Below are 22,859 nucleotides of genomic sequence, written 5' to 3' on the forward strand. Positions count from 1 at the left end.
CGATGCCGCCTGGTACGGCTCACCGCGCACGAGGGGGGTGGGGTCGGTGGCTACGGGCGGTTGGCTCGGTGTGGGGCAGTGCCACTCGGGCACGGGGCGGGCGAACCTCTTGCTGATCTCTTGGCTGTGTGCCTCGTCTTCTTCACAGGTGCGGCCACGATTCGCAACGTGCCTCACAGTGTGTACTCACGCGGGTGAATATTGCCCACCTCGTGCATGTGCTGAGTACGTCTGACCTATCTAGCCTCTTCAGGAACCAGTGCAGGGCAAGGCCGCTCCGGCCTGACGCCCAGCTCCCCACCCAACACTCGTTTCTTCCCGGCACGCGGATGGCGATGACGCAGGTCGTCGAGGCTGGATTTCCATGGAGGCGGAATGAACGCGGAATCGTATGACTACATCGTCGTCGGGGCCGGCTCGGCCGGCTGCACGGTTGCGGCCCGCCTGTCCGAGGATCCGAACGTCACGGTCGCGCTGATTGAAGCAGGGCCGCCCGCCCGAGGCCGCCTCTTCGAGATCCCCGCGCTTTTCTCGCAGCAGCTCAAGACCGCATTCGACTGGGACTTCGAGACGGAACCCGAGCCCCGGCTCGGAGGGCGCCGAGCCTACCTGCCGCGCGGCCGGGTGATCGGCGGAACCAGCTCGATGAACACGATGCTCTACGTTCGCGGTCACCGCCATGACTACGACACATGGGAGCGACTCGGCAACCCGGGCTGGGGCTATGACGATGTCCTGCCGTTCTTCAAGAAGTCCGAGGACAACGAGCGCGGAGCCGACGACTTCCACGGTGTCGGTGGCCCCCTCGCGGTCAGCGACCCCATTTCGGTTCATCCTCTTCTGACGGCGTGGGTCGAGGCGGCTCAGGATGCGGGGCACAAACACAACCCGGACTTCAACGGACCCGAGCAGGAGGGCGTTGGCTACCACCAGGTCACGCAGCGAAACGGCCTGCGCTGCAGTAGCGCCGCAGCGTTCCTGGAGCCGGCCGCAGGTCGCGCAAACCTCACCGTTCTGCCCTCGACGACCGCTCTGCGCATCTGTTTCGACGGCAGCCAGGCGGTCGGCCTGGAAGTCGACCACCTGGGAACCGTCCGGACAATCCGTGTCAACCGTGAAATCGTGCTGTCCCTAGGGGCCTACAACTCGCCCCACCTGCTGCTCCAGTCCGGCGTTGGGCCGGCTGACGAACTCTCCGCAGGGGGAATCACCCCCCTGCACAACCTGCCTGATGTCGGCAGGAACATGCAGGATCACACCGGGTGCTTCATCAGCTTCTTCAGCCGAACCGAGCCGATCCTGGGACCGGACACCTCGCGGGAAGAACAACTCTTGCGCCGGCACGGTACCGGCCCGATGGCCTGGAACGAGGTCGGCGGCTTCTTCAGCTCCAGCGACGATGTCCCCGCCCCTGACATCCAAGTTCATGCGGCACTGGGCATCGTCCGTGACGAAGGTCTTGCCGCGCCACTCGAGCCTGGAATGTCATTCGGTCCTTACGTTGCACGGCCTGCGAGCCGCGGCTCGGTGCGGCTGCGGCATTCCCACCCCTACGCCAAGCCGCGCATCTTTCACAATTACCTCGACGACGCTGACGACCGCCGGCGGCTGCGAGAGGGCGTCCGTCTGTGCATGCGCATCGCCCGTGAACCGCGGCTGACAGCCATGCTGGAATCGGACCTGCGGGCGGCCGCCAACGCCGGACTCGCCCCGGTGTCGGACAGCGACCAGGATATCGACGACTTCATTCGCACTCAATCGTTCTCCTTCTACCACCCGTCCGGCACCTGCATGATGGGCAAGGTCGTCGACCATGAACTTCGTGTGTACGGGCTCGAGAACGTCCGCGTGGCAGACACATCGATCATGCCGACACTCGTCACCGGAAACACAAATGCTCCAGCCATCATGACGGGAGAAAAGGCCGCCTCATTCATTCGGGCGTCGACCGGCTGAAAGCATTTATGGAATCTCCTCATAAGCCTTGAGAGGGGCTGACCCATGGGTAATCCGGTCCGCCAGAATTACCCGCTCACGGAGATTCCGATACGTCCCGGTGAACGTTGCAGTGGTGCCACGCAGGGCCGCCGCGGCGTTCGCGTGTGCAGGACGCACGGTGGACGGTCAGCGCGCCCGCCGCGCCACTGATGGGTGTGGAACCCGCCGGCCAACTTCGACAAACTGCTCAGCGCACACAACGCATGTGAGGGAGTTCTGTTTCATGTCCAGCCCGGTCCGAAAGGACTACACACCTCCGGAGCTTCGGCCCGATGCCCTCGTCTCAGTAGATGCCGCCGCAGAGATCAGCACTGATGTCCTGATCATCGGCTCCGGCATGGGCGGTTCCGCTCTGGCCTGGGCACTGAAGGACTCCGGCCTTGAGGTACTCGTCGTGGAACGGGGCAATTTCCTTCCGCGTGAGCCCGAGAACTCCCAGCCGACCGAGATGTACATCCGGGGCCGGTACAAGAACGCCGGTTATTGGTACGACGGCGGCTCCGGCAAGCCGTTCGCGCCGGGTGTGTACTACTGGGTGGGTGGAAACACCCGTTTCTACGGCGCCATGCTGCCCCGGTTCCGATGCAGCGATTTCACCGAGGTGGAACACCAGGAGGGCGTCTCGCGCGCCTGGCCGTTCAGCTACGACGACCTGGAGCCCTTCTACAACACCATGGAGGGTCTGCTCCAGGTGCACGGGCAGACCGGCGAGGACCCGACCGAGCCGCCGCGCTCCAAGCCGTACCCCTGTCCCGCACTCGACCATGAACCGGAGATCGAGCGGTTCGCCCGATCGCTACGCGGCCAGGGCCTGCATCCGTTCCACACGCCCAACGCCCTGAACGTGGAGACACAGGCCGACCGTGCCGCGGTGACAACGGCCGACGGCTGTCCGGACGAGACCGGTATGAAGTCCGACGCCGAGAACAGAATCCTGCTCCCCGCGCTGCGCGACGGCGTGAAGATCCTCACCGGTGCGCAGGTCACCCGCCTGATCACCTCGCCGGACGGCCACAAGATCGTAGCCGCCGAGGCACGGCACGCGGGCCGTACCGTCCGTATCCACGCCAAGACCTTCGCCGTGGCCGGCGGTGCCGTCAACTCGGCCGCGCTGCTGCTGCGCTCGGCCGACGACCGGCATCCGCGCGGCCTCGGTAACTCCACCGGGCTGCTGGGCCGCAACTACATGGTCCACAACAGCACGTTCTTCGTCGGTGTCAATCCGCTGCGGACCAACCCCACGAAGTGGCAGAAGACCCTCGGCATCAACGACTTCTACGAAGCCGGCCCGGGAACACCCTTCCCGCTGGGCAACCTCCAGATGCTGGGCAAGCTCCAGGCCCCGATGCTCAAGCCCGCGCGCCCGTGGGCACCGAACTGGGCCCTGAAGTTCATGTCGGCCAGAAGCATCGACATCTATCTGACGACCGAGGACCTGCCCTCCCTGGACAACCGGGTACGGGTGGATGGCGACCGCGTCATCATCGACTGGACCCCGACCAACCTCGCCCCCCACCACGAACTCGTGCGCCGGGTGACCAGGGCGGTCCGCAAGTCCGGCTATCCGCTGATCTTCACCCAGCGGATGGGTATCGAGACCAACTCCCACATGTGCGGAACGGCCGCTGCCGGTCACGACCCGGGGTCGAGCGTGCTCGATCCGATGTGCCGCAGTCACGACATCGAGAACCTCTGGGTGGCCGATTCGTCGTTCTTCCCGTCCTCCGCGGCCCTCAACCCGGCCCTGACGATCGGGGCGAACGCTCTGCGTATCGCGCCGGCCCTGGCCAAGGCGACGAAGAGCTGACGCCGCAAGGCGGTCACGTCCGTCGCAGGGTCGGCCTGCGCAGCAGGTCGTGGCCGCGTACGGCCAGTTGCAGCCGCTGCTGGTTGTCGACCCGGGTGAGGTCGAGGCCGAGGATCTCGGAGAGCCGTTCGAGGCGATGGTAGAGGGTGCGTCGCTGGACGAAGAGTGCGTCGGCCGCGCGCGCCTTGTTGCCACCGCAGTCGAGGAAGGTGCGCAGGGTGGGCAGCAGCGGGTTCTTCACCAGTGCGTCGTGTTCCAGCAGCGGGCCCAGCTCGTCCTCGACGTAACGTCTGAGCTCGGGGCCCTCGGAGAGCGCCACGAGCAGCCGCAGCGCCCCCAGGTCGTCGAAGTGGCGCACCTCCGCGGTGGTGGCCGCCGCCGCGACAGAGGCGGCGCTTCGGCTCTGGCGCAGCGCCAGCGGCAGCGCCGCGGGCTCCACGACCCTGCTGATGCCGCCGCGCAGACCGTGCTCGGCCAGGACGGTGCGCACGTCGGCCGCGTCACCGGGTCCGGACAGGCCGACGACCGCCATGTCGAAGTCCCCGGTGTCGCCCACGATGGCAGGCCGGCCCGTCTCCCACAGCAGCCGGGCCAGGGCGTGGTCCTGGTCCGGTTCGTCGTCCCCCGAGCAGGCGGTGACGACGATCAGGTCCCGGCCGCGCAGATCCTGCCCGAGCGCCAGGCCGAGGCTCACGAACTTCTCACCCGTGATGTCCCCGAGCAGCAACCGGTTCAGCAGCGCCGTCTGGCGCTGGGAGGCCCGCGCGCCGCTCTCGCGTTCACTCACCAGCGTGATCGCCACGGCCGCGGCGGCCCGCTCCAGCGTGCGCAACTCGGCCGGGCTCGGCTGCACTCCGCCGTGCAGCAGGTGCAGCCAGCCCCATGACTCGCCCCGCAGGATCACCGGCTGGCGGGCGCAGGGCACGACTTCGCGGAACGACGCCGCCGGCGCGTTGGGGACCTCGCGGCCGTGCGTCACGAGGGAGTGGTGGCGTTCGTGGATGGCCCGGGAGTGCGCGCTCCACTCGTCGACGAGCCGGTCGGCCTCCGGGGTGGCGCCTCCGTACGCGAGCATCTGGTGGGCGACGTCCTCCAGCACCACGGGCCGCCCGGTTTTGCGGGCCAGTTCCCTGACCACGCCCACGTAGTCCTCGTCGGCCAGCAGCAGGTCCATGAACGCCTGGCTGGTGGCCTCCTCGGCGATCAGCTGCTTGACGCGCATGCCGACCAGCACCTCGTGGACCTGGGCCGATGTCTCGACGAAGGGGATCTCGTCGGCCAGTCCCACCAAGGGCAGGCCGACCGCCTCGGCCTCCTCGACAGCGGCCTGCGGCATGGTGTCGAACATGCGCCCGGCCAGCTCGACGACGAGGACGGCCGCGTGGGCGTCCGCGACCCGCCGGACGAAGGCCCGCTGCTGAAGTGCCGTGTCGCCCATGCCGAGGCCGGCCGTCAGCAGCATCTCCTGGCCCGTGAGGAAGCGGTGGATGTCCGGGATCTCCCCGGTGTGCACCCAGCGCACGGGGCGGTCGAGATTCCGCCCTCCGGCGTAGACGCGCACCTCGGTGCGGGTGAACACCTCAAGTTGCAGTGCGGCGCGAACCGTCAGGACATCAGTCATGTGCGCATTACCTCAAAGTGTGCAGGATCTACGGCCAATATTGCACACCCTGTGCCTGTCGCCCCACCCCTGCGTTTACCCAGACTTCAGGTCGAGCCCGCAGGCACGACCGCCTACAAGGAGTGCAGAGTGTCCTCATCACGCGAAATCATCAAGGCTCCGGCAGCCTCGGAGCCGACACGGACCAGCCGTCCGGACATCGTCGAGACCGTCGCGGAGGTCATCGCCGACGTGCGCGCAGGCGGCGATGCCGCCGTGCGCCGCTGGTCGCAGAAGTTCGACCAGTGGAGTCCGCCGTCCTTCCGGCTGGGCCCCGACGAGATCGTCGCTGTGGTCTCCTCCGTCCCGGAGACGGTCCTCGACGATCTGCGGTTCGCCCAGCAGCAGGTCCGCGGTTTCGCCCAGGCGCAGCGGGACTCGCTCACCGACTTCGAGGTCGAGACCCTGCCCGGGGTGTTCCTGGGCCAGCGCAACATCCCCGTCGGTGCGTCCGGCGCGTATGTGCCCGGCGGCCGCTATCCGCTCACCGCGTCGGCCCACATGACCGTCCTGACGGCCAAGGCCGCCGGTGTGGAGCGGGTCGCCGCGACGACCCCGCCGGACCGCGGCGCCCCGCCGCCCGTCAGCATCGCCGCGATGCACCTGGCCGGCGCGGACGAGATCTACGTCATGGGCGGTGTCCAGGCCGTGGCGGCCCTGGCCCTGGGCACCGAGACGATCGACCCGGTCGACATGCTCGCCGGCCCCGGCAACGCCTACGTGGCCGAAGCCAAGCGCCAGCTCTTCGGTGAGGTCGGGATCGACCTGTTCGCCGGCCCCACGGAAGTACTGATCGTCGCGGACCACACCGCCGACCCGTTCGTGGTGGCCACCGACCTGCTGTCCCAGGCCGAGCATGGGCCGGACTCTCCCGCGGTCCTCATCACCACCTCCGAGGACGTGGCCACGCGAACCATCGCCTGGGTGGAGAAACTGCTGCCGGACCTGCCCACCGGCGAGGTCGCCGGGCGGGCCTGGCGCGACCACGGCGAGGTCATCGTGGTTCCCACCCTCACCACCGCCTACGAACTCGCCGACCGGTACGCCAGCGAGCACGTCCAGATCCTCACGGCCGAGCCCCGCGAGGCCCTGCACCGGATGCGCAACTACGGCGCCCTCTTCCTTGGCGACAAGACATGTGTCGCATACGGTGACAAAGTCATCGGCACCAATCACGTACTGCCCACCCTGGGGGCGGCCCGTTACACCGGCGGTCTCTGGGTCGGCAAGTACCTCAAGACGGTGACCTACCAGGAGATCAGGGACGCCGGGTCCAGTGCCCGGCTCGGCGAGATATGCGGCAGGGCGTCCCGCATCGAGAACTTCGAGGGACACGCGCGCTCGGCTGACGTCCGCGCCGCGCGGTACGGATCAGCCCCGCTGGGCTGGGCCGATTACGCCCTCGACCGGGCCTGACCCGCGATGACGGACCAGGGCTTACACCGGACCGCAGGCGCGGCGCGGTATCCGTTCCACAAGGAGCACCTCACCCTCGACCCCCGGAGATCGCCATGTCAGCAACAGAGAACGAGGCGCACACGGCGCCCAGATCCCACCGCGTCCCCCCCTCGGGCGGGACCCCGGGCCTTGTCTCCTCGGCCGAGGACGCGGAACTGCTCGCCGCGCTGGGCTACGAGCAGCGCTTCGACCGCAAGGTCAGCCTGTGGGCGAACTTCGCCCTCGGCTTCGTGTACCTCTCGCCCCTCGTGGGCGTCGTGTCCCTCTTCGCACTCGGTCTGTCGACCGCCGGCGGGCCGTCCATCTTCTGGATAGCCATCGTCGGAGCCGGGCAGTTCCTCGTCGCGCTGGTCTTCGGGGAGGTCGTCTCGCAGTTCCCGCTCGCCGGCGGGCTCTACCAGTGGGTCCGAAGGCTCTGGAACGGGCGCTACGCCTGGTTCAACGCGTGGACCTACATCTGCTGCATCACCATCGGCATCACCAGTACCGCGCTGTTCAGCTCGGACTTCGTGGCCAGCCTCTTCGGCGGGACCGCCGATGAGCCGGGCATCAGTTCCACCCCCACCGAGCGCCTCTGGATCGCGATCGGCATGACCGTCGTCTGTCTGGTCTGCAACTGCTTCGGCACCAGGACACTGGCCCTGATCTCCAAGATCGGGCTCGCCGCTGAGCTGATCGGCATCGTTCTCATGGGCCTGTACCTGCTGATCTTCGAGCGGCGCAACTCCGTCTCGATCTTCTTCGAGACCAGCAGCTCCACCCACGACAACTACTTCATGGCTTTCATCGCCGCCTCACTCGTCGGGCTGTTCCTCTTCTACGGCTTCGAGGCATGCGGCGAGATCGCCGAAGAGGTCCCCAACCCCTCCCGCAGCATCCCCCGGGCCATGCAGCTGACCGTGGCCGTCGGCGGAGTGGCCGCGCTCCTCGCGTTCGTCGGCTACGCGCTCGCCGCCCCCGACCTGCCCTCGATCCTCTCGGGCAAGGACGCCAACCCGATCCCCTCGATCCTGCAGAGCTCGGTCGGCACCGTGGGCACGAAGGCGGTGCTCATGGTCAGCATCACCTCCTTCATCGCGGGCGTCATGAGCCAGCAGGCCGCTGCGAGCCGGATCGTCTTCTCCTTCGCCCGCGACGACATGTTCCCGGGCTCCCGGGTCTTCTCGCGGATCTCCCGCAAGCACCGTGTCCCCCTGAACGCACTGCTGGCCGTGAACGTCGTTCCACTGGCGATCTTCGTGTTCGTGTACTACTCGCCCGATTCGCTCACCAAGATCGTGGCCTTCCAGATGCTGGCCGGATACGCGGCCTTCATGATGGTGGTGCTCGCCGCGCTGCGGATGCGCCTGAAGGGATGGCGTCCCGCCGGAGCCTGGACCCTCGGCCGCTGGGGATTCGTGGTGAACGTGGCGGCCCTGGCCTACGGCGTCCTCGGGATGGTTCTGCTCGCATGGCCCACCGGCGAAGCCGGAACTCCGCTCCTGGACCGGTGGATCGCGCTGATCGGCTTCCTCGTCGTCTCGGCCGTGGGCCTCGTCTACTTGCTGGCCGCGAAGCCCGAGCGCAAGTCCACCGCACCGGAAGGTGACGCCCTGGAGATCGCCGAGCAACTGCGCGCCCGCGCCGCGGCCCTCACGCCCACCACCGAAGGGAACATCGCATGACCCGCGTTCTGTACCTGTACGGAGGCTGGCCGGGGCACAAGCCCTACCAGGTCGCCCAGGAATGGGCCATGCCGATCTTCAGGGACCTGGGCTTCGACGTCGACGAGGCCAACGACATCTTCGCGCTCGACGCCGACCTCACCGGCTACGACCTCATCGCGCTCAACTGGAACAACGCCCTCCTGTCCGAGGGGCTGACAGCCGCCCAGGAGGCGAGTCTGCTGGGGGCAGTGGAGGCCGGCACCGGGATCGCCGCCTGGCACGGCGCTGCCGCCGCGTTCCGGATGAGCCTGAAGTACCACTGGCTGATCGGCGGCAGCTTTCTCGAACACCCCGCGGGCGAAGGCGTGAAGTACCCCTACCAGGTCACCGTCACGGACACCGGCCACCCGATCACCGACGGCGTGAAGGATTTCCACGTCGCCTCCGAGCAGTACTACATGTCCGTCGACCCCAACAACCACGTCCTCGCGGAGACCACCTTCACCGGCGAGCACCTGCCCTGGCTGGAGGACCGGACCATCCCGCAGGCATGGACCCGCACCTGGGGACAGGGCCGTGTCTTCTACAGCGCGGTCGGACACGACCTCGACGACCTGCGGAACCCGGATGTCACCCGGCTGTGCGCGCAGGGCTTCGCCTGGGCCGCCCGCCGGGGCGCCTGACCCCCACCACCCGAACCGACCCGACTGGGAGCACCCCATGCCTGTCCTCACCGGAGGCCAGATCGTCGCGCGGACCCTGCGCAACTACGGAGTCGACTACGTCGCCGGCATTCCCGGCCACGGCATCTGGTCGCTGACCGACGCCTTCCTCGACGACGAATCCAAGATCCCCTTCATCCAGACCTTCCACGAGCAGAGCGCCGTCCACCTCGCGGACGGCTACTACCGGGTCACCGGCCGTCCTCAGGCCGCGGTGACCTCCATCGGTGCCGGCGCCAGCAACACCGTCATCGGCATGGGCACCGCCTTCACCGACTCCACCAGCGTCCTGGTCATCACCGGCGGCCCGCCGACCCATATGCGCGGTCACGGACTGCTCCAGGAGCTCGACCGCTACACGGCCAACGACTTCCCCAAGGTGGCCGAAGCCGTCAGCAAACGGCACTGGGTTGTCACCCGTGTCGAGGAGCTTCCCTTCGTCCTGCACCGCTGTTTCAACTCCATGCTGACCGGCCGTCCGGGCCCAGTGCACCTCGAAGTCCCGATGGACGTGCAGGCCGAGGCCGCGCACGTGGAGCTCCACGACCTCGAACGGCGCCTCCCCGTCGGTCGCCAGCACCCCGACCCGGAGGCCGTGGAACGCGCTGTCGACGTGCTGCGCGCGGCCACCCGGCCGGTCATCGTGGTCGGCGGCGGTGCGATCACCTCCGAGGCGTCCGACCAGGTCCTCGCCCTCGCCGAGCGGTGGAAGATCCCGGTCGTCACCACATGGAACGGGAAGGGCGCCTTCCCGGAGGACCACGAACTGTTCGCGGGCAGCGTCGGCCAGACCGGAACCATGACCGGCAACGCCATCGCCGGCTCCGCCGACGTCGTCGTCTCCGTCGGCTGTCGCTTCACCGACTGGTCCGCCTCCAGCTACGCCAAGGGCGTCACCTTCTCCATCCCGCCCGCGAAGCTGATCCACATCGACATCGACCCGCACGAGATCGGCAAGAACTACCCGGCCGAGGTCGGCATCGTCGCGGACGCGCAACGGGCGGTCGCCGCGATCGTGGACTCGCTGCCCGCCAAGGGCGCCGACCGCACCGAGTACCTGGCCGAACTCGCCGCGCTCAAGGAGCAGTGGGAGGAGAAGCTCGCCGGCCGCCGCGACAGCGACCGCTTCCCGTTCACCTCGCAGCGCCCGCTGGGCGCCCTGCGCTCCGTCCTCCCGCGCGATGCGATCATCGTTGCCGGTTCGGGCAACACCCAGGGCGCGGTCAAGCAGACCTTCCCGGTCTACTCGCCGCGCACGCACCTCACCTCCGGCGGCTTCTCCTCCATGGGCTGGGCCGTACCGGCCGCCATTGGCGCGAAACTGGCCCGGCCGGAGAGCCCCGTGGTGTGCGTGCTCGGCGACGGCGACTTCCTCATGACTGCCCAGGAGATCGCCCTGAGCGTCACCGCCGGCGCCCCGGTGGTCTTCGTCGTGCAGAACAACGCCGGCTACATGTCGATCCGCGGCGGCCAGCGCAAGCAGACCTCACGGCACATCGGCGTCGAGTTCTCGCACCCCGACGGCTCGCCGTACAGTCCCGACTTCGCCGCCATGGGCCGGTCCTTCGGGATCGAGTCGTGGAAGGTCAACGACGCCGCGTCGCTGGAAGAGACCCTGCACAAGGCCGTCCAGTCGGGCGCCCCGGCCCTGGTCGAGGTACCGACGGACCGCGACGCCGCCGGCCCCTGGGTGCCCGGCTGGTGGGACTTCCCGGTGCCGGCGTACATCACGGACGAGCGGCAGGACGAGTACCAGCGGACCAGGGCCACGGAACAGCACCTCTGAGAGGGCGTTTGACGTAGGTGGATTACCCCTTAAATGCTGGCAGTCCCTCGCCAGGCGGGTATGGTCTCGTCCGTTACCCGCTTGGCGAGGTTGTCGATCGAAGCGATGTGGACCATGGCTTCGCAGCCGGCGTTGAGGTCGGGCACGTCGGGGTTGCCCCACCGGTGGCGTCGCGCTTGAACCAGATGTTCGGGAAGGCGAGGAAGCGGTGCCAGGCCACGCCACTCCGCTGCTCAGGGGCGAGGAGCCGCCCTCGGCGGCTCTCCGAACCCGACCACCCTGATGGTGCCGGGCGGACGGCCCCGCACCGCCCACGCCCACGTCGGCCCCTCCGCGCTCGTGCACACCCTCGTCACCGACACGACGGCGCCCGCCGATGAGGTGGCCGGCTGGAAGAGGCCGGCACCGTCGTCAAAACCTTCTGACGAGGCCACCGCGCGGGGCGCACCGCACCGCGAACCGAGTAAGGACTTGCCCAACATGACCACCACCATCACGCAGGACGCTCACGCCGTCCTGCTGCCCGCGGTCGACGGATTCACCATCCCCGACTCCTTGGCCTCACTGCTCGCCTCCGGCACCCGCTCCGTGATCATCGGAGAGTCCCGCGCCGAGTACGTAGCCCGTGCCATGACCGAGGAGCGGCAGACAACCGAGACCCCGCAGCAGTTCATCGACTTCACCACACGGCTGCGTACCATCGCCGGCGCGAGCGTGCTCGTCGCCGTCGACCAGGAGCCCTGGGGGACCAAGCGGCTGCACCGCCTCGTCCCCGGCCTGCCCGACTTCGGACCGGACACCGACCCGGCGGACGTGGAGCGTTCCGCCCACGAACTGGGCCGTGCCGCCCTGCGACTGGGCGTCAACACCTTCTTGTCCCCTGTGTGCGACCGCCTGACGGGAGACAACCCCTGGCTGCGGGGGCGCACCCTGGATCTCCCTCCGGCCCGTATCGGAGAACTGGCGGCAGCCTTCGTCACCGGCGTGCAGCGCGCAGGTGTCACAGCCGTCACCAAGCACTTCCCCGGCTTTCCAGAGGTCACCGCGGATCCTGCTCTGGACGTGGCACACGTTCCCGAAGGTCGCTGGACCGAAAGCGCCCTCATCCCCTTCGCCGCCTGCGTCCGGGCCGGCACACGAGCCGTCATGATGGGCCCGGCCCCCGTCGCCGGGCTCGACGGCGACGAAGCCGCCCTCGCTTCCCCCGCCACGGTCGCGCTCCTTCGGGACCTGGGCTTCGACGGCCTGATCGTCAGCGACGACCTCGATGCCCCCGCCACCCTCCGGGGGCGCACCGCCCCCCGGACCGCGGTGGCCGCCATCCGCGCCGGTGTGCACCTCCTGCTCGCGCCCGAGGACGGACACCTCGGCGACGTCGCCGCCGCCCTGATCGAGACCGCCGAAGGCGACACCGCCTTCGCCCACACCCTCCACGGCGCGGCCGAACGCGTCCGCGCCCTGGCCGGCCGGCAGCGTTCGGCGAGGTGACCGGCCCGTGGCGCGCCCCCGGCGGTTCAGCCGCCCTTGGTCGCCCGCGCGAGAGCAGGGGCGACGCGAAGCGCGTTCGCCCCGACCGTCAGGGCCGGATTGAGCGCCGCGGAGGACGGGAAGAACGAGGAGTCGGTCACCCAGAGGTTTTCGACGTCGTGGCTGCGGCAGAACGGATCGAGGACGCTTTGTGCCGCGTCCCCCGGGTTTCACCGGGGCGCACTGGTATGGGGGCCGTTGCCGGGCGAGGGCGCTCCATGGACCTCGGCGCACCCGGAGGACGGCTCCACAGCCTGAGGGCAGCGCGATACGGCCATGAGGCAGACCGGGGAGCAAATAGCGAGCGGTTGTCAGTCATCCCTGTCCAGCGATGACGCGCAGCACGTGCAGCGGGCCCCTGGCACGCCCTGGCCACCCTGGCCAGGCAAGGCATCGCCGAACAGGTCACCGAACGCCCCCGCGCCTACGGCGCCTTCCTCGACACGGCACTCCTGCCCCGCCAGATCGCCCCTGCCGACTGCCCTTGAAAGGTCCGGCGTTTGACCGGGCCAGCGCACTGCGCCTGCACCACCTCACGCACGACCTGACGAACGCGGTGTAAGGGATCCCCTCCCCCCAGGCAGGGTCAGCGTCCGACCGGAAGTCCGGTCGCGAAGTCGGCGAACCAGGTCAGCATCTCGGGGTGGGTGATGGCACCCTCGGCACTCACTTCGGCGATGGGAGCGCCTTGGATGATGCGCTTGACGGGCACCTCCAGTTTCTTGCCGGTCAGGGTGCGCGGTACGGCGGCTATCGGCACAACGGCGTCCGGTACATGCCGAGGCGAAAGCTCTCGCTTGATGGACATGGCTATGCTGTTCCGGAGCGCATCGTCGAGGAGTACTCCTTCGGCGAGGACCACGAACAGTGGCATGAAGTACCTGCCGTCCGGCAATTCGGCGCCGATGACAAGGCTGTCCGCGATCTGCGGGAGTTGCTCGACTACGGCGTAGATGTCGGCGGATCCCATCCGCACACCCATGCGGTTGAGTGTTGAGTCGGAGCGTCCCCGCACCGCGATTGACAGGTCCGGGTTGACCGTGACCCAGTCCCCATGACGCCAGACTCCTGGGTAGACGTCGAAGTAGCTCGCCAGATAGCGCCGTGCCCGTCTCCAACGGCGGCACCGTGCGGCAGTTTTCGATCTTGTTGGCGAGAATGGTCTGCCAGTGGTCCGGTACATGATCACGCAGTCCGGGAACTATCACGATCGTCGGCGACGGGCTGAGGCTCATGATGAATACTCCGGGGTGGTGAACGCCAGGTCGGGGAGCAGCCCCAGACGGCGTAGATCTTTTTCGTAGGCGAACCTGCCGATGGCGAAGGCCACGCCGCCGGCGAGCGCGACCAGCGGGACCACCCGCAGCGCGCCGAGCAGACCCCAGCGGTCCGCGAGCATGCCGGTCACCGCAGGCCCTGGGGCAAGCCCGAGCAGACTGTTGGCCAGGGTGAGTGTGGCCATGGCCGTCGCCGCGATGGCGGCCGGGGTCAGCCTCGCCACCATGGCGGCCGCCGGGCCGGCCGTGCCGCCGACCATCAGGGTCCCGGCAGCGATCAGTACGAGCTGAAGCGGGCAGGCCGGCAGCTGGAATGCGGTCATCAGCAGAACGAGCGACCCGAGGCTGCAGGCGATCGCAACGGTCCACTTGCGGATCCCGTCCCTCTTGCTGAGGCGGTCCGCGACGACCCCGCAGAGGATCATTCCAGTGCCGCTGATCAGCGCAAAGCCCCCGGCAGCCAGTCCGGCCTTCGCGGTGGCCATGTCGTAGTAGCGGTTGAGGAAGCTGGGCATCCAGGCCAGCAGGGCCATCGTGATGAACATCTGGGCTCCGCTGCCGATGTAGGCGCAGATGACGGAGACCGAGGAGAACAGCCGCCGCAGCTGAGGCCCGAGGGGAGCACGTTCACCGGAGCGGCCGCCGTACTCGCTCACAGCCGACCCGAGCCGCTTCTCGGTGACCACGAGACCGTAGGCCACGGCCAGCACCAGCCCGAAGCCCCCCATGACACCGAACGCCCAGCGCCAGCCGTACGCCTGGCCTATGACGCCGCCGATCGAGACGCCCAGCACGGATCCGAACGACCCTCCCGCCATGAACGCGCCGGAGAGCGTGGCCCGCAGACGGACGGGGAAGACGCTGAGGACCACCGCGATACCGACACTCCCGTAGGCCGCCTCTCCGACGCCCACGATGAACCGGCCCACGAACATCTGACCGTAGCCGGCGGAAACAGCGCAGCCCAAGGTCGCCAGACTCCACACCACCGCGGCGATCACCAGGCTCTTGACCCTGCCCCACCGGTCCGCGAGGAGCGACAGGGGGAAGGTGAGCACACCGACCATAAGGGCCACGATGCCGCTGAGCGACCCCAACTCGGAGTCGGAGAGCAGCCATTCGGCCTTCAGCTGAGGAAAGACGGCGTTGAGGACCTGCCGTGACATGTAGTCGGACAGCAGGAGCCCGAAACTCAGGGCGAACACCAGCCAGGCATAGCCTCGGGATACGGCCGGTGTGACGGGAGACGTTTCTGTCGCCTTCGTGGCAGTCGCGTGCAGTCCCATGGGCGTCACCTTTCCGTCATGGGCGGGGACTCAGAAGGTCCGGTCACCAACAATTCCGGCGCGCTCCATCTTGCGGACGGCGGGCCAGTAGTCTTGAACGGCGTAGTGCTGCGTGGAGCGGTTGTCCCAGATGGCGAAGCTGTTGTTCTGCCAGCGCCAGCGCACCTGGTACTCGGGGACAGCCGCCTGGCTGATCAGATAGTTCAGGAGATGGCTCGCCCCGGGCGCGTAGTCCTGGCCGAAGCGCACGTTCTCGGGCGTGTGGTAGTTCACGAGGTGCGTGGTGAAGGCGTTGACGAAGAGGATCTTCTCGCCGGTCTCGGGGTGGGTACGCACCACCGGGTGCTCCGGGTCCGGGTACTGGGCCTTCAGTTGGTGGCGCCGCTCCATCGGCATGCAAGCACCGAAGGTCGCTTCGATGCTGTGCCGTGCGCGCAGGTCGGCGATCTGCGTCTTGACCTGCTCGGGCAGCCTGCGATACGCCTCGGCCATGTTGACCCAGATCGTGTCGCCGCCCACCTCGGGCCCCTCGACACAGCGCAGCACGGCTCCCATGGGCGGGGCCTCCCGCCAGGTCGCGTCGCAGTGGAGCGCATTCTCGTAGTGCTCGGGCTTGCTGCTCAGGTCCTTGTAGATGCGGACCAGACCGGGGTTGTCCGGGTCGCTGCCGAGCACCGGGTGGTCCTCCAGCGGGCCGAAGCGCGAGGCGAAGGCGACGTGCTCGGCGCGGGTGATGTCCTGGTCGCGGACGAACAGGACCTTGTGCCGCAGCAGCAGATTCCTGATCTCGGCGAACAGGTCGCCGTCGCGTGCGGCGTCGCCGAGGTTCACGCCGAAGAGTTCGGCGCCGATGGTGCAGGTCAGCGGCTCAACGGTGAGGGAGGTGCGGAGGACGCTCGGGCGCACCAGGGCCGGCGCGTCGTCCTTCGCCGTGGGGGTGGTCTGGGGCATGGTGCTCACTCCTGGAATGGCTGAGAGGGTGCGGTGTGCTCAGAGGACGAAGATGGAAGATCCCGTAGTTCGTCCCGCCTCCATGTCGCGGTGTGCCTGCACCGCGTCCTGGAGGGCGTAACGCTGATTGATCTCGATCTTGATGCGGCCGGACGCGACATGTCCGAACAGCTCACCCGCCAGGGCGGCCCGTTCGGCGGGTTCGGCGATGTAGTCGGCCAGTGCGGGCCGGGTCACGAACAGCGAGCCATGGATGGCCAGTTGCATGGCGTCCAGCGGCGGGACACCGGAGGCCGTGCCGAAGCACACCAGCAGGCCGCGGCGCTGCAGCGAGGCCATGGATCCGGCGACGGTGTCCTTGCCGATGCTGTCGAAGACGACCGGGACACCCTTGCCGCCGGTCAGCTCGCGCACCCGCTCGGCCACGTTCTCGCGGCGGTAGTAGATGATGTGGTCGCAGCCGTGGGCGCGGGCGATCTCGGCTTTTTCCTCGCTGGAGACCGTGCCGATCACGGTGATACCGAGCAGCTTGGCCCACTGGGAGAAGATCAGGCCGACGCCGCCGGCCGCCGCGTGGAGCAGTACGGTGTCGCCGGACTTCAAGGGATGGATCCGGCGCAGCAGGTAGGACGAGGTGAGGCCGCGCATGGTCATCGCGGCGGCGGTCTCGCAGCTGATCTCGTCCGGCAGCTTGATCAGCGAGTCCGCTGGCATGACCCGCTCCGTGCTGTACGCGCCCAGCGGGCTGCCGGTGTAGGTCACGCGATCGCCTACGGCGACATGTGTGACGTCCCGGCCCACTGCCTCGATCACACCGGAAGCCTCCACGCCGAGCCCCGCGGGCAGCGGCGACGGGTACAGGCCGGTACGGAAGTAGGTGTCGGCGAAGTTGAGTCCGACGGCGATGTGCCGGATCCGGACCTCGTCCGGGCCCGGGTCACCGACGGGGACCTCTTCCCACTTCAGGACGTCCGGTCCACCGGTCTCGTGGAAGCGAATGGCATGTGCCATAAGTTGCTCCGTCTACTTATGTGCGGGGTGGCGGTCACGGGCCGAGGGCGGAATCGCCCGGGACGGATACCGTGCTGGTTCCGCGACCGCCGCTGACGGGTTGGGTCAGTTCTTGGTGTCGCGCAGCATGAAGCCGCGCTGCCCGGGACGGCGGTTGGGCACCATGCCGAGCCGGGCCAGGGTCTCGTCGGTGTCCGAGTACCACTCGCCGATCTTGTAGATCTTCTTCGCCTCCTGTCCGGTGGCGATCTCCCGGCCGAGCGCGTTCGCGATCTGGACCATCTGCTCGACCTGCTCCACGGACGAGATCCGCTCGCCCTTGTGGCGCCACAGGTTGTCCTCGTTGCCCACCCGCACATGTGTGCCCAAGGCGATACCGATCGCGTTCATCGGCGCCACCGCCCGCATGGATGCCTCGACGGTGAGCACGGCGCCGTCCGGGACGCGGCGGATGAACTCGATCAGGTCGGCCGGGTGCCGGCCGGTGAACCCACCGCCGATGGCGACGAGGTTGAGCACCAGCGGGCCGTGATAGATGCCCTTGCGGATCAGCCGCTCCACGGTCTCCAGCTGGGACAGGTTGGCGAGCTGGAAGTGCGGCTGAATGCCGTTGGCCCGGAGCCGCTTGAGGTGCTCGAGGTAGAACTCCGGTCCGGCCTCGACCACCATGTCCCGGTATGCCTGGTAGTACGACGGCTTGGCGATCGAGGTGCCCTCGATGTCCTCATCGTCGAAGAGCTCGACGATATTCATCTGGTTGGTGTTGATCGCGATCGTGACCTGGTCCGGATGGGGGGTGATGTCGGCCAGCATGTGGCGGGTGTCGTAGCTGAGCCACTTGGCGTCGCCACCCTCGTCCTCGGGGGCGAAGGAGATCGACCCGCCGATCTGCAGGACCATGTCCGGCACGGCCTCGCGCAGCCGGGCCATCAGCTCGTTGAACATCGACATGCGCTTGGAACCGTGGCCGTCCAGCTCGCGCACGTGGATGTGCAGAACCCTGGCGCCGGCGTTGTAGCAGTCGACCGCCGCCTGCACGTGCTCATCCATGGTGAGCGGGAGGTCGTCGGCGTCACCGGGCAGCCACTCCGGCCCATAGGGCGCGGCTTGGATGACCAGCTTCTCCTGGTTCTCCGGGTACAGGGAGTCGTCGAAGAAGTGCACGATCCATCTCCTTTGAGGATGGGGCGCCACTCGCCGTACGCATAACTGCCCGCGATACGCGGACCGGGGGGTTCGGCGAGGAGCGAAGTGAGATTGCAGACGGTTTCCCGGGCTCACCAGGTGGCTCGGATAGGATCGGTGGGGCCCGGCAGGGACCTGCGGGGCAGGCGAGACCTGCGGTGTGGGCAGGGCCCTGCTCGCCCTTGTGGGGCGGACAGTGTCCCTTGCGGTAATGCCACGTTAAGGGCCGGTTACCTGAAATGCTTGACCACGCGTGACATCTGACTTATCACTTGGGGACCCATCCCCCCCCGGTTCGCGCCGTCAGACTCAAAAGCTCAGCCGAGACCGCTGCCGAGACCGCGTCCGCGGTCGCGTTCTCGGCAGCGGCTGATCGTCAACGGTCATTCCTGGACGAAGGGTTGCTGCCTGGTCCTCCGGCGGCGCCACTCCCGGGGGCTGCAGCCGAACCGCCCGCTGAACCAGCGCGAGAAGGCGCTGGGGACGGAGAATCCCAGCAACCGGGAGATCTCCGTCAATGAGCGCCCCGGGTTAGCCACCAACTGCTCGGCGAGCTGGGTACGCGTCGCGTCGAGCAGGGACGAGAAGGTCTCGCCCGAGGCCGACAGGTGCCGGTGGACGGTCCGCCGGTCGACGCCGAGGCTGGAGGCGACCTGCTCGATCGAACAGCGTCCGGTCGGCAGCAGGACCTCGATCAGCTCGCGCACCCGGTCCTGCACGGTCGTGTCCCGCGAGACGGCGATGGACTCGAAATACTGCCGCGCGTAAGTCCGCAGCAGCGGGTCGGACATAGGGTTGGGAACGTATAGGTCGCCGGCGTAGAAGACGATCCCGTTGAACTCCCGGTCAAATTCCACGACGGGTCCGAAGACGCGCCGGTGGGTTCCGGTGTCCGCGGGAGCGCTGTGCGTGAAACATACGGACACCGCCTGCCACCGGGCGCCGAGGAACGTACGGAGGACCTGGTGGTAAGCGCCCACTGCCAGCTCCACGGCCTGGCGGGCCGCCATCGCCTCACCCATGTCCAGGCTCACCTTGAGGTTGGCCAGGCCGTGCGCCTCGGAGAGCCGGCTGCGGAGCATCTCGTTGTACATGTACTCATGGCGGGCCAGGAGTTCGAGCACGCTGCGGACATCGGGCTCCTCGCGGATGACCAGGCTGATCCGGCCGAGGTTGGAGAAGCGGCGGCGTTCGGCGAGGAGCAGCCCGAAGTCCCCACGCTGGGCAACCGCCGCCGAGAGCTCGAGCAACTGGACCACGGCCACACCGGAGATCCATCTGTCCTGGACCGCGAGGCCGACGGGGTCCAGGCCCACTCGCTTCATCAGGGACCGCGGGTCGATGCCCAGCGACTGGCTGACCTCGACGTAGCTGTTCAGCGCTGCGTTGCGGACAAGGGGTTTCATGGGCGCACTCCAGAGGGCTGTCCCCAATTGATAAGTCAGATGTCACGCCAGATCAAGCGATGTGCCGGGTCATGACCTAGCGTTACACCACCGCAATGGAGCCCGCCGTCTGGATTCAGGTCCCGGCCGACCGGACATTCGACGGAGAACACCATGCCAAAGGGTCCGGGCATTGACCAGTATGAGAAAGCGGCAGGGAATCTCGATTCGAATCAATGGATTCGGGCGGCAATGTCCGAGTCAAAGGTCACGGGGTTCCTCCGTGAGGAGAGGAGAAGGGGCGTGCGCGCGGTTTTCGATTCCGGTGGCGGTCCCGGTCGCGGCGGAATCACCCCCCGCGATGTGATCGCGACATAGCAGTCCGACCTTGCCGATGCGGTGGGCCTGGCTGAGGTAGCGGAACACGTCTGGGGCCTGCCGCAGATCCCATGGCCCTTGGCGACCCTCACCGCCCTTGGCGACTCTCGCCACCCTTCGCGGACCGTCACCGACCCGAACCCAAAGGGAGACCGAATGAACAATCTGGCCACACTCCTGGCGGAGTCGGCATGGGCCGAGCGCGACCGGATAGCGGTTCGCCAGGACGATCTAACCCTCACCTACCCCCAGTTGAACGACACCAGCGCCCGGATCGCCGCGCTGTTGCAGGCCAAGGGTGTCCGGCCGGGTGATCGCGTGACCCTGGTCATGCCCAATATCATCTACTTCCCGGTCATGTACTACGGCATCCTGCGCGCCGGGGGCGTCGTCGTACCGCTGAATCCGCTGCTGAAGGCCCGTGAAATAGCGTTCGCGCTGCGGGACTCCGAATCCCGGATCGCGCTGGCGGCGCCGCCCTTCGCGGACGAGGTCGCCGCCGCGGCGGCAGAGGCCGGGGCCGAATGCCTGGTGATGACCTCGACGGAGTTCGCCCCCCTGGTGCAGGGCACCGGCCCCATGCCGCCGATTGTCGACCGGGCGGAGGATGACACAGCCGTCATCCTGTACACCTCCGGCACAACCGGGACCCCGAAGGGCGCCGAGCTGACCCACCGCAACCTGATGAGCAACGCGGCCACCGCGGCCGAGACCTTGCTGAACGTCGGGCCGGACGACATCCTGTTCGGGGGCCTGCCGCTGTTCCACGCCTTCGGCCAGACCTGTGCCCTCAACACGGCGATCACCGCGGGGGCGAGTCTGACCTTGCTGCCGCGGTTCGAGCCTGCCAAAGCGCTGGAGATCATGCACCGGGACAGGGTCACCGTCTTCCTCGGCGTCCCCACGATGTACACGGCACTGCTGAACGCCGGAATCCCCGATGACTACGATCTCTCCCGGCTGAACTTGGCCGTGTCAGGCGGAGCTTCCTTGCCGGTCGAAATACTCCATCGCTTCGAAGAGGAATTCTGCCTGACGGTACTTGAGGGCTACGGACTCTCGGAGACCTCGCCGGTCGCCGCCTTCAACCCTCCGGACCGGTTGCGCAAGGCCGGCTCGATCGGTCTTCCCATCCGCGGAGTCGAACTCACACTGCTCGCGGACGACGGCGCTCCCGTGAGCGCGGGTGAGGTCGGCGAAATCGCGATCCGCGGCGAGAACGTCATGAAGGGCTACTGGAACCGTCCGGACGCGACCGCGGAAGCCATCCGGGACGGATGGCTTCACAGCGGCGATCTCGCCCGTGTCGACGAGGACGGCTACTACTTCATCGTCGATCGGAAGAAGGACCTCATCATCCGTGGCGGATACAACGTCTATCCACGGGAGATCGAGGAGGTGCTCTACGAACACCCCGCCGTCGCCGAAGCCGCTGTCGTGGGCGTGCCGCACGAGATCCACGGGGAGGAGGTGGCCGCCGTCGTAACGCTTAAGGACGGGGCACTGGCCACACCGGGTCAGCTAGGTGAGTACGTCAAGCAGCGGGTTGCCGCCTACAAGTACCCACGAATCGTCACATTCACCGATGGACTCCCCAAGGGAGCAACGGGCAAAATCCTCAAGCGGGAGATTGTCGTCAAGCCGTAGGTTTCCCGGGGATGGAAAACGTCGGGTCGCCCCGGCCGCGAGCACCGCAGCCGGGGAACCCTGAAGAGTGTCTTTATTGCCGTACGGTGCTTGACCTGGGGCTTTGCGATAGTCCAAGTATGGGCGAATGATCAGTGATCGTGGGTCTGCGATTGCTCTACCTGATCTTCTGCCGGCTACTGGGCTGCTTCCTTCTGCTGGGCCGATCGACCGCCCAGCAGACCTGGCGCTCCTTCCTGCGCTCCCAGACTCACACGCTGCTCGCCTGTGACTGGCCGTCATCCCGACTCCGCCGCAAAGCCCACGGTCCAACGCGTTCGCCGAACGATGGATACGCACAGCCCGCGCAGAGTGCACCGACGCGGCAGCAGGCAGTTCGCTGGGATGATGCCTTCCGTGATCGTGTCCTTGTTGTACCAGGTGACCCGACGCCCACCGATTGCCCTCGGCAGGCGGTTGTACGCGCTGGCGTTCCTCGAGAGCACGGCACCCGGCGGCTACACGAACGAGGCTCACGCCCGCCGGAGCCCGGGAACCTGGCACCCACCCGGCGCGACAGCCGGGCCTCCAACCTGCCTGCGGCCAGGCCGGACAGCCGAAACGGCCCGCCGGGCAATCCGACGGGCCGTCACGAAGGATCGAGGTCAACGGCCAGGCCAAAGGAGCGAAATCAACGGTGTTGACGCTGGACCCGCTCCGCAGGAGAGTCAGGCCGTTGCGGCGTCGCGCTCGACGAGCTGAAACTGAATCCCCTCCGAGGTGTCGGGCCGGGAAAAAGCATTGAGGTTGCCGTCGATCGCCACGGGCTGAGGAGCGACGAATTCGACGCCGAGGCCACGAAGCGTCTGCATGATCTTGGTGATGCTGTCGTCGACCTCGACTGCGATGTGCTCGATGCGAGCCTTGTCGCCGGCGCGGTCGCCGAGACGGCGTCGACGGGCCTCGCTGGTGGTGGGTTCGATGAGCTCGATACGAGCCCCGTCACCCACCCGGTAGAACGCGGCTTTTACATTGCGTTCGGGCAGCTCGCGTTCGAACTCGAGGTTGAGACCGAGGCTTTCAAGGAATTTCTTCGCGCGGAGCAGGTCGTGGACCACGACACCGATATGGTCAATGCGCTTGAGCATGAGCGTAT

The 22,859-nt window shown here is 67.7% G+C and carries 17 protein-coding genes; 8 read left to right on the plus strand and 9 right to left on the minus strand.

The genetic code is table 11. The features are described 5' to 3' along the window. The first annotated feature begins 375 nt into the window (after positions 1-375). Complete coding sequence (locus ACZ6TD_RS37460; RefSeq protein WP_471345213.1) at positions 376-1,956, plus strand: GMC family oxidoreductase; 1,581 nt, start codon at positions 376-378, stop codon at positions 1,954-1,956. A gap of 265 nt (positions 1,957-2,221) precedes the next feature. After that, complete coding sequence (locus ACZ6TD_RS37465; RefSeq protein ID WP_471345215.1) at positions 2,222-3,805, plus strand: GMC oxidoreductase; 1,584 nt, start codon at positions 2,222-2,224, stop codon at positions 3,803-3,805. A gap of 13 nt (positions 3,806-3,818) precedes the next feature. Here ACZ6TD_RS37465 and ACZ6TD_RS37470 read toward each other — a convergent pair whose 3' ends face one another. Then, complete coding sequence (locus tag ACZ6TD_RS37470; RefSeq protein WP_471345217.1) at positions 3,819-5,426, minus strand: PucR family transcriptional regulator; 1,608 nt, start codon at positions 5,424-5,426, stop codon at positions 3,819-3,821. A gap of 129 nt (positions 5,427-5,555) precedes the next feature. Between ACZ6TD_RS37470 and hisD the strand changes: the two genes are divergently transcribed. The 5 genes from hisD (at position 5,556) to ACZ6TD_RS37495 (ending at position 12,565) form a co-directional block, all read left to right on the plus strand. Further along, entirely contained in the window at positions 5,556-6,881 is a 1,326-nt protein-coding gene (gene hisD / locus ACZ6TD_RS37475; RefSeq protein WP_471345219.1) for a histidinol dehydrogenase, read from the plus strand. A gap of 95 nt (positions 6,882-6,976) precedes the next feature. Continuing rightward, positions 6,977-8,587, plus strand: coding sequence for an APC family permease (locus ACZ6TD_RS37480; RefSeq protein WP_471345221.1), 1,611 nt, complete (start codon positions 6,977-6,979; stop codon positions 8,585-8,587). Then, a complete protein-coding gene (locus ACZ6TD_RS37485; protein WP_471345223.1) occupies positions 8,584-9,252 on the plus strand; it encodes a ThuA domain-containing protein in 669 nt (222 codons plus the stop codon). Before ACZ6TD_RS37480 ends, ACZ6TD_RS37485 begins: the two co-directional genes overlap by 4 nt. 37 nt (positions 9,253-9,289) lie before the next feature. Continuing rightward, on the plus strand, positions 9,290-11,077 hold the full coding sequence (locus ACZ6TD_RS37490) for a thiamine pyrophosphate-binding protein (RefSeq protein WP_471345225.1): 1,788 nt from the start codon (positions 9,290-9,292) through the stop codon (positions 11,075-11,077). 480 nt (positions 11,078-11,557) lie between these two features. Beyond that, a complete protein-coding gene (locus ACZ6TD_RS37495; RefSeq protein ID WP_471345227.1) occupies positions 11,558-12,565 on the plus strand; it encodes a glycoside hydrolase family 3 N-terminal domain-containing protein in 1,008 nt (335 codons plus the stop codon). A 26-nt stretch (positions 12,566-12,591) separates the two neighbouring features. Here the strand turns inward: ACZ6TD_RS37495 and ACZ6TD_RS37500 are convergent, their stop codons facing one another. The 7 genes from ACZ6TD_RS37500 to ACZ6TD_RS37530 form a co-directional block, all read right to left on the minus strand. Next, positions 12,592-12,705 carry a hypothetical protein gene (locus ACZ6TD_RS37500; protein WP_471345229.1) on the minus strand — a complete coding sequence of 38 codons (114 nt, stop codon included), beginning with the start codon at positions 12,703-12,705 and terminating at the stop codon, positions 12,592-12,594. A gap of 485 nt (positions 12,706-13,190) precedes the next feature. Continuing rightward, entirely contained in the window at positions 13,191-13,586 is a 396-nt protein-coding gene (locus ACZ6TD_RS37505) for an AMP-binding enzyme (RefSeq protein WP_471345231.1), read from the minus strand. Positions 13,587-13,835: 249 nt separating this feature from the next. Continuing rightward, positions 13,836-15,086 (minus strand): MFS transporter, encoded by a 1,251-nt coding sequence (locus ACZ6TD_RS37510; protein WP_471345233.1) that lies wholly within the window; start codon positions 15,084-15,086, stop codon positions 13,836-13,838. A gap of 111 nt (positions 15,087-15,197) precedes the next feature. Then, positions 15,198-16,118 (minus strand): TauD/TfdA dioxygenase family protein, encoded by a 921-nt coding sequence (locus tag ACZ6TD_RS37515; protein ID WP_471345235.1) that lies wholly within the window; start codon positions 16,116-16,118, stop codon positions 15,198-15,200. Between the two features lie 39 nt (positions 16,119-16,157). Then, positions 16,158-17,129, minus strand: coding sequence for a quinone oxidoreductase family protein (locus ACZ6TD_RS37520; protein WP_471345237.1), 972 nt, complete (start codon positions 17,127-17,129; stop codon positions 16,158-16,160). Between the two features lie 105 nt (positions 17,130-17,234). After that, positions 17,235-18,293, minus strand: a complete 1,059-nt coding sequence (locus ACZ6TD_RS37525; protein ID WP_471345239.1) for a beta-keto acid cleavage family enzyme — start codon at positions 18,291-18,293, stop codon at positions 17,235-17,237. A 404-nt stretch (positions 18,294-18,697) separates the two neighbouring features. Then, positions 18,698-19,720: an AraC family transcriptional regulator gene (locus ACZ6TD_RS37530; protein ID WP_471345241.1), complete on the minus strand. Its 1,023-nt coding sequence runs from the start codon at positions 19,718-19,720 to the stop codon at positions 18,698-18,700. A gap of 513 nt (positions 19,721-20,233) precedes the next feature. Between ACZ6TD_RS37530 and ACZ6TD_RS37535 the strand changes: the two genes are divergently transcribed. Further along, positions 20,234-21,724: a long-chain-fatty-acid--CoA ligase gene (locus tag ACZ6TD_RS37535; RefSeq protein ID WP_471345243.1), complete on the plus strand. Its 1,491-nt coding sequence runs from the start codon at positions 20,234-20,236 to the stop codon at positions 21,722-21,724. Between the two features lie 707 nt (positions 21,725-22,431). On the opposite strand, the gene ACZ6TD_RS37540 is transcribed toward ACZ6TD_RS37535, so the two are convergent. After that, positions 22,432-22,851, minus strand: a complete 420-nt coding sequence (locus ACZ6TD_RS37540) for a VOC family protein (protein ID WP_471345245.1) — start codon at positions 22,849-22,851, stop codon at positions 22,432-22,434. Positions 22,852-22,859: the final 8 nt, after the last annotated feature.

The sequence above is a fragment of the Streptomyces yongxingensis genome, assembly GCF_055597465.1.

Excerpts from the sequence above, each read along its gene's own strand:
- ACZ6TD_RS37460 (WP_471345213.1), top strand. The coding sequence starts at position 376 with ATGAACGCGGAATCGTATGACTACATCGTCGTCGGGGCCGGCTCGGCC.
- ACZ6TD_RS37465 (WP_471345215.1), top strand. The coding sequence starts at position 2,222 with ATGTCCAGCCCGGTCCGAAAGGACTACACACCTCCGGAGCTTCGGCCC.
- ACZ6TD_RS37470 (WP_471345217.1), bottom strand. The coding sequence starts at position 5,426 with ATGACTGATGTCCTGACGGTTCGCGCCGCACTGCAACTTGAGGTGTTC.
- ACZ6TD_RS37480 (WP_471345221.1), top strand. The coding sequence starts at position 6,977 with ATGTCAGCAACAGAGAACGAGGCGCACACGGCGCCCAGATCCCACCGC.
- ACZ6TD_RS37485 (WP_471345223.1), top strand. The coding sequence starts at position 8,584 with ATGACCCGCGTTCTGTACCTGTACGGAGGCTGGCCGGGGCACAAGCCC.
- ACZ6TD_RS37490 (WP_471345225.1), top strand. The coding sequence starts at position 9,290 with ATGCCTGTCCTCACCGGAGGCCAGATCGTCGCGCGGACCCTGCGCAAC.
- ACZ6TD_RS37495 (WP_471345227.1), top strand. The coding sequence starts at position 11,558 with ATGACCACCACCATCACGCAGGACGCTCACGCCGTCCTGCTGCCCGCG.
- ACZ6TD_RS37505 (WP_471345231.1), bottom strand. The coding sequence starts at position 13,586 with ATGGGTGTGCGGATGGGATCCGCCGACATCTACGCCGTAGTCGAGCAA.
- ACZ6TD_RS37515 (WP_471345235.1), bottom strand. The coding sequence starts at position 16,118 with ATGCCCCAGACCACCCCCACGGCGAAGGACGACGCGCCGGCCCTGGTG.
- ACZ6TD_RS37520 (WP_471345237.1), bottom strand. The coding sequence starts at position 17,129 with ATGGCACATGCCATTCGCTTCCACGAGACCGGTGGACCGGACGTCCTG.
- ACZ6TD_RS37530 (WP_471345241.1), bottom strand. The coding sequence starts at position 19,720 with ATGAAACCCCTTGTCCGCAACGCAGCGCTGAACAGCTACGTCGAGGTC.
- ACZ6TD_RS37535 (WP_471345243.1), top strand. The coding sequence starts at position 20,234 with ATGAACAATCTGGCCACACTCCTGGCGGAGTCGGCATGGGCCGAGCGC.
- ACZ6TD_RS37540 (WP_471345245.1), bottom strand. The coding sequence starts at position 22,851 with ATGCTCAAGCGCATTGACCATATCGGTGTCGTGGTCCACGACCTGCTC.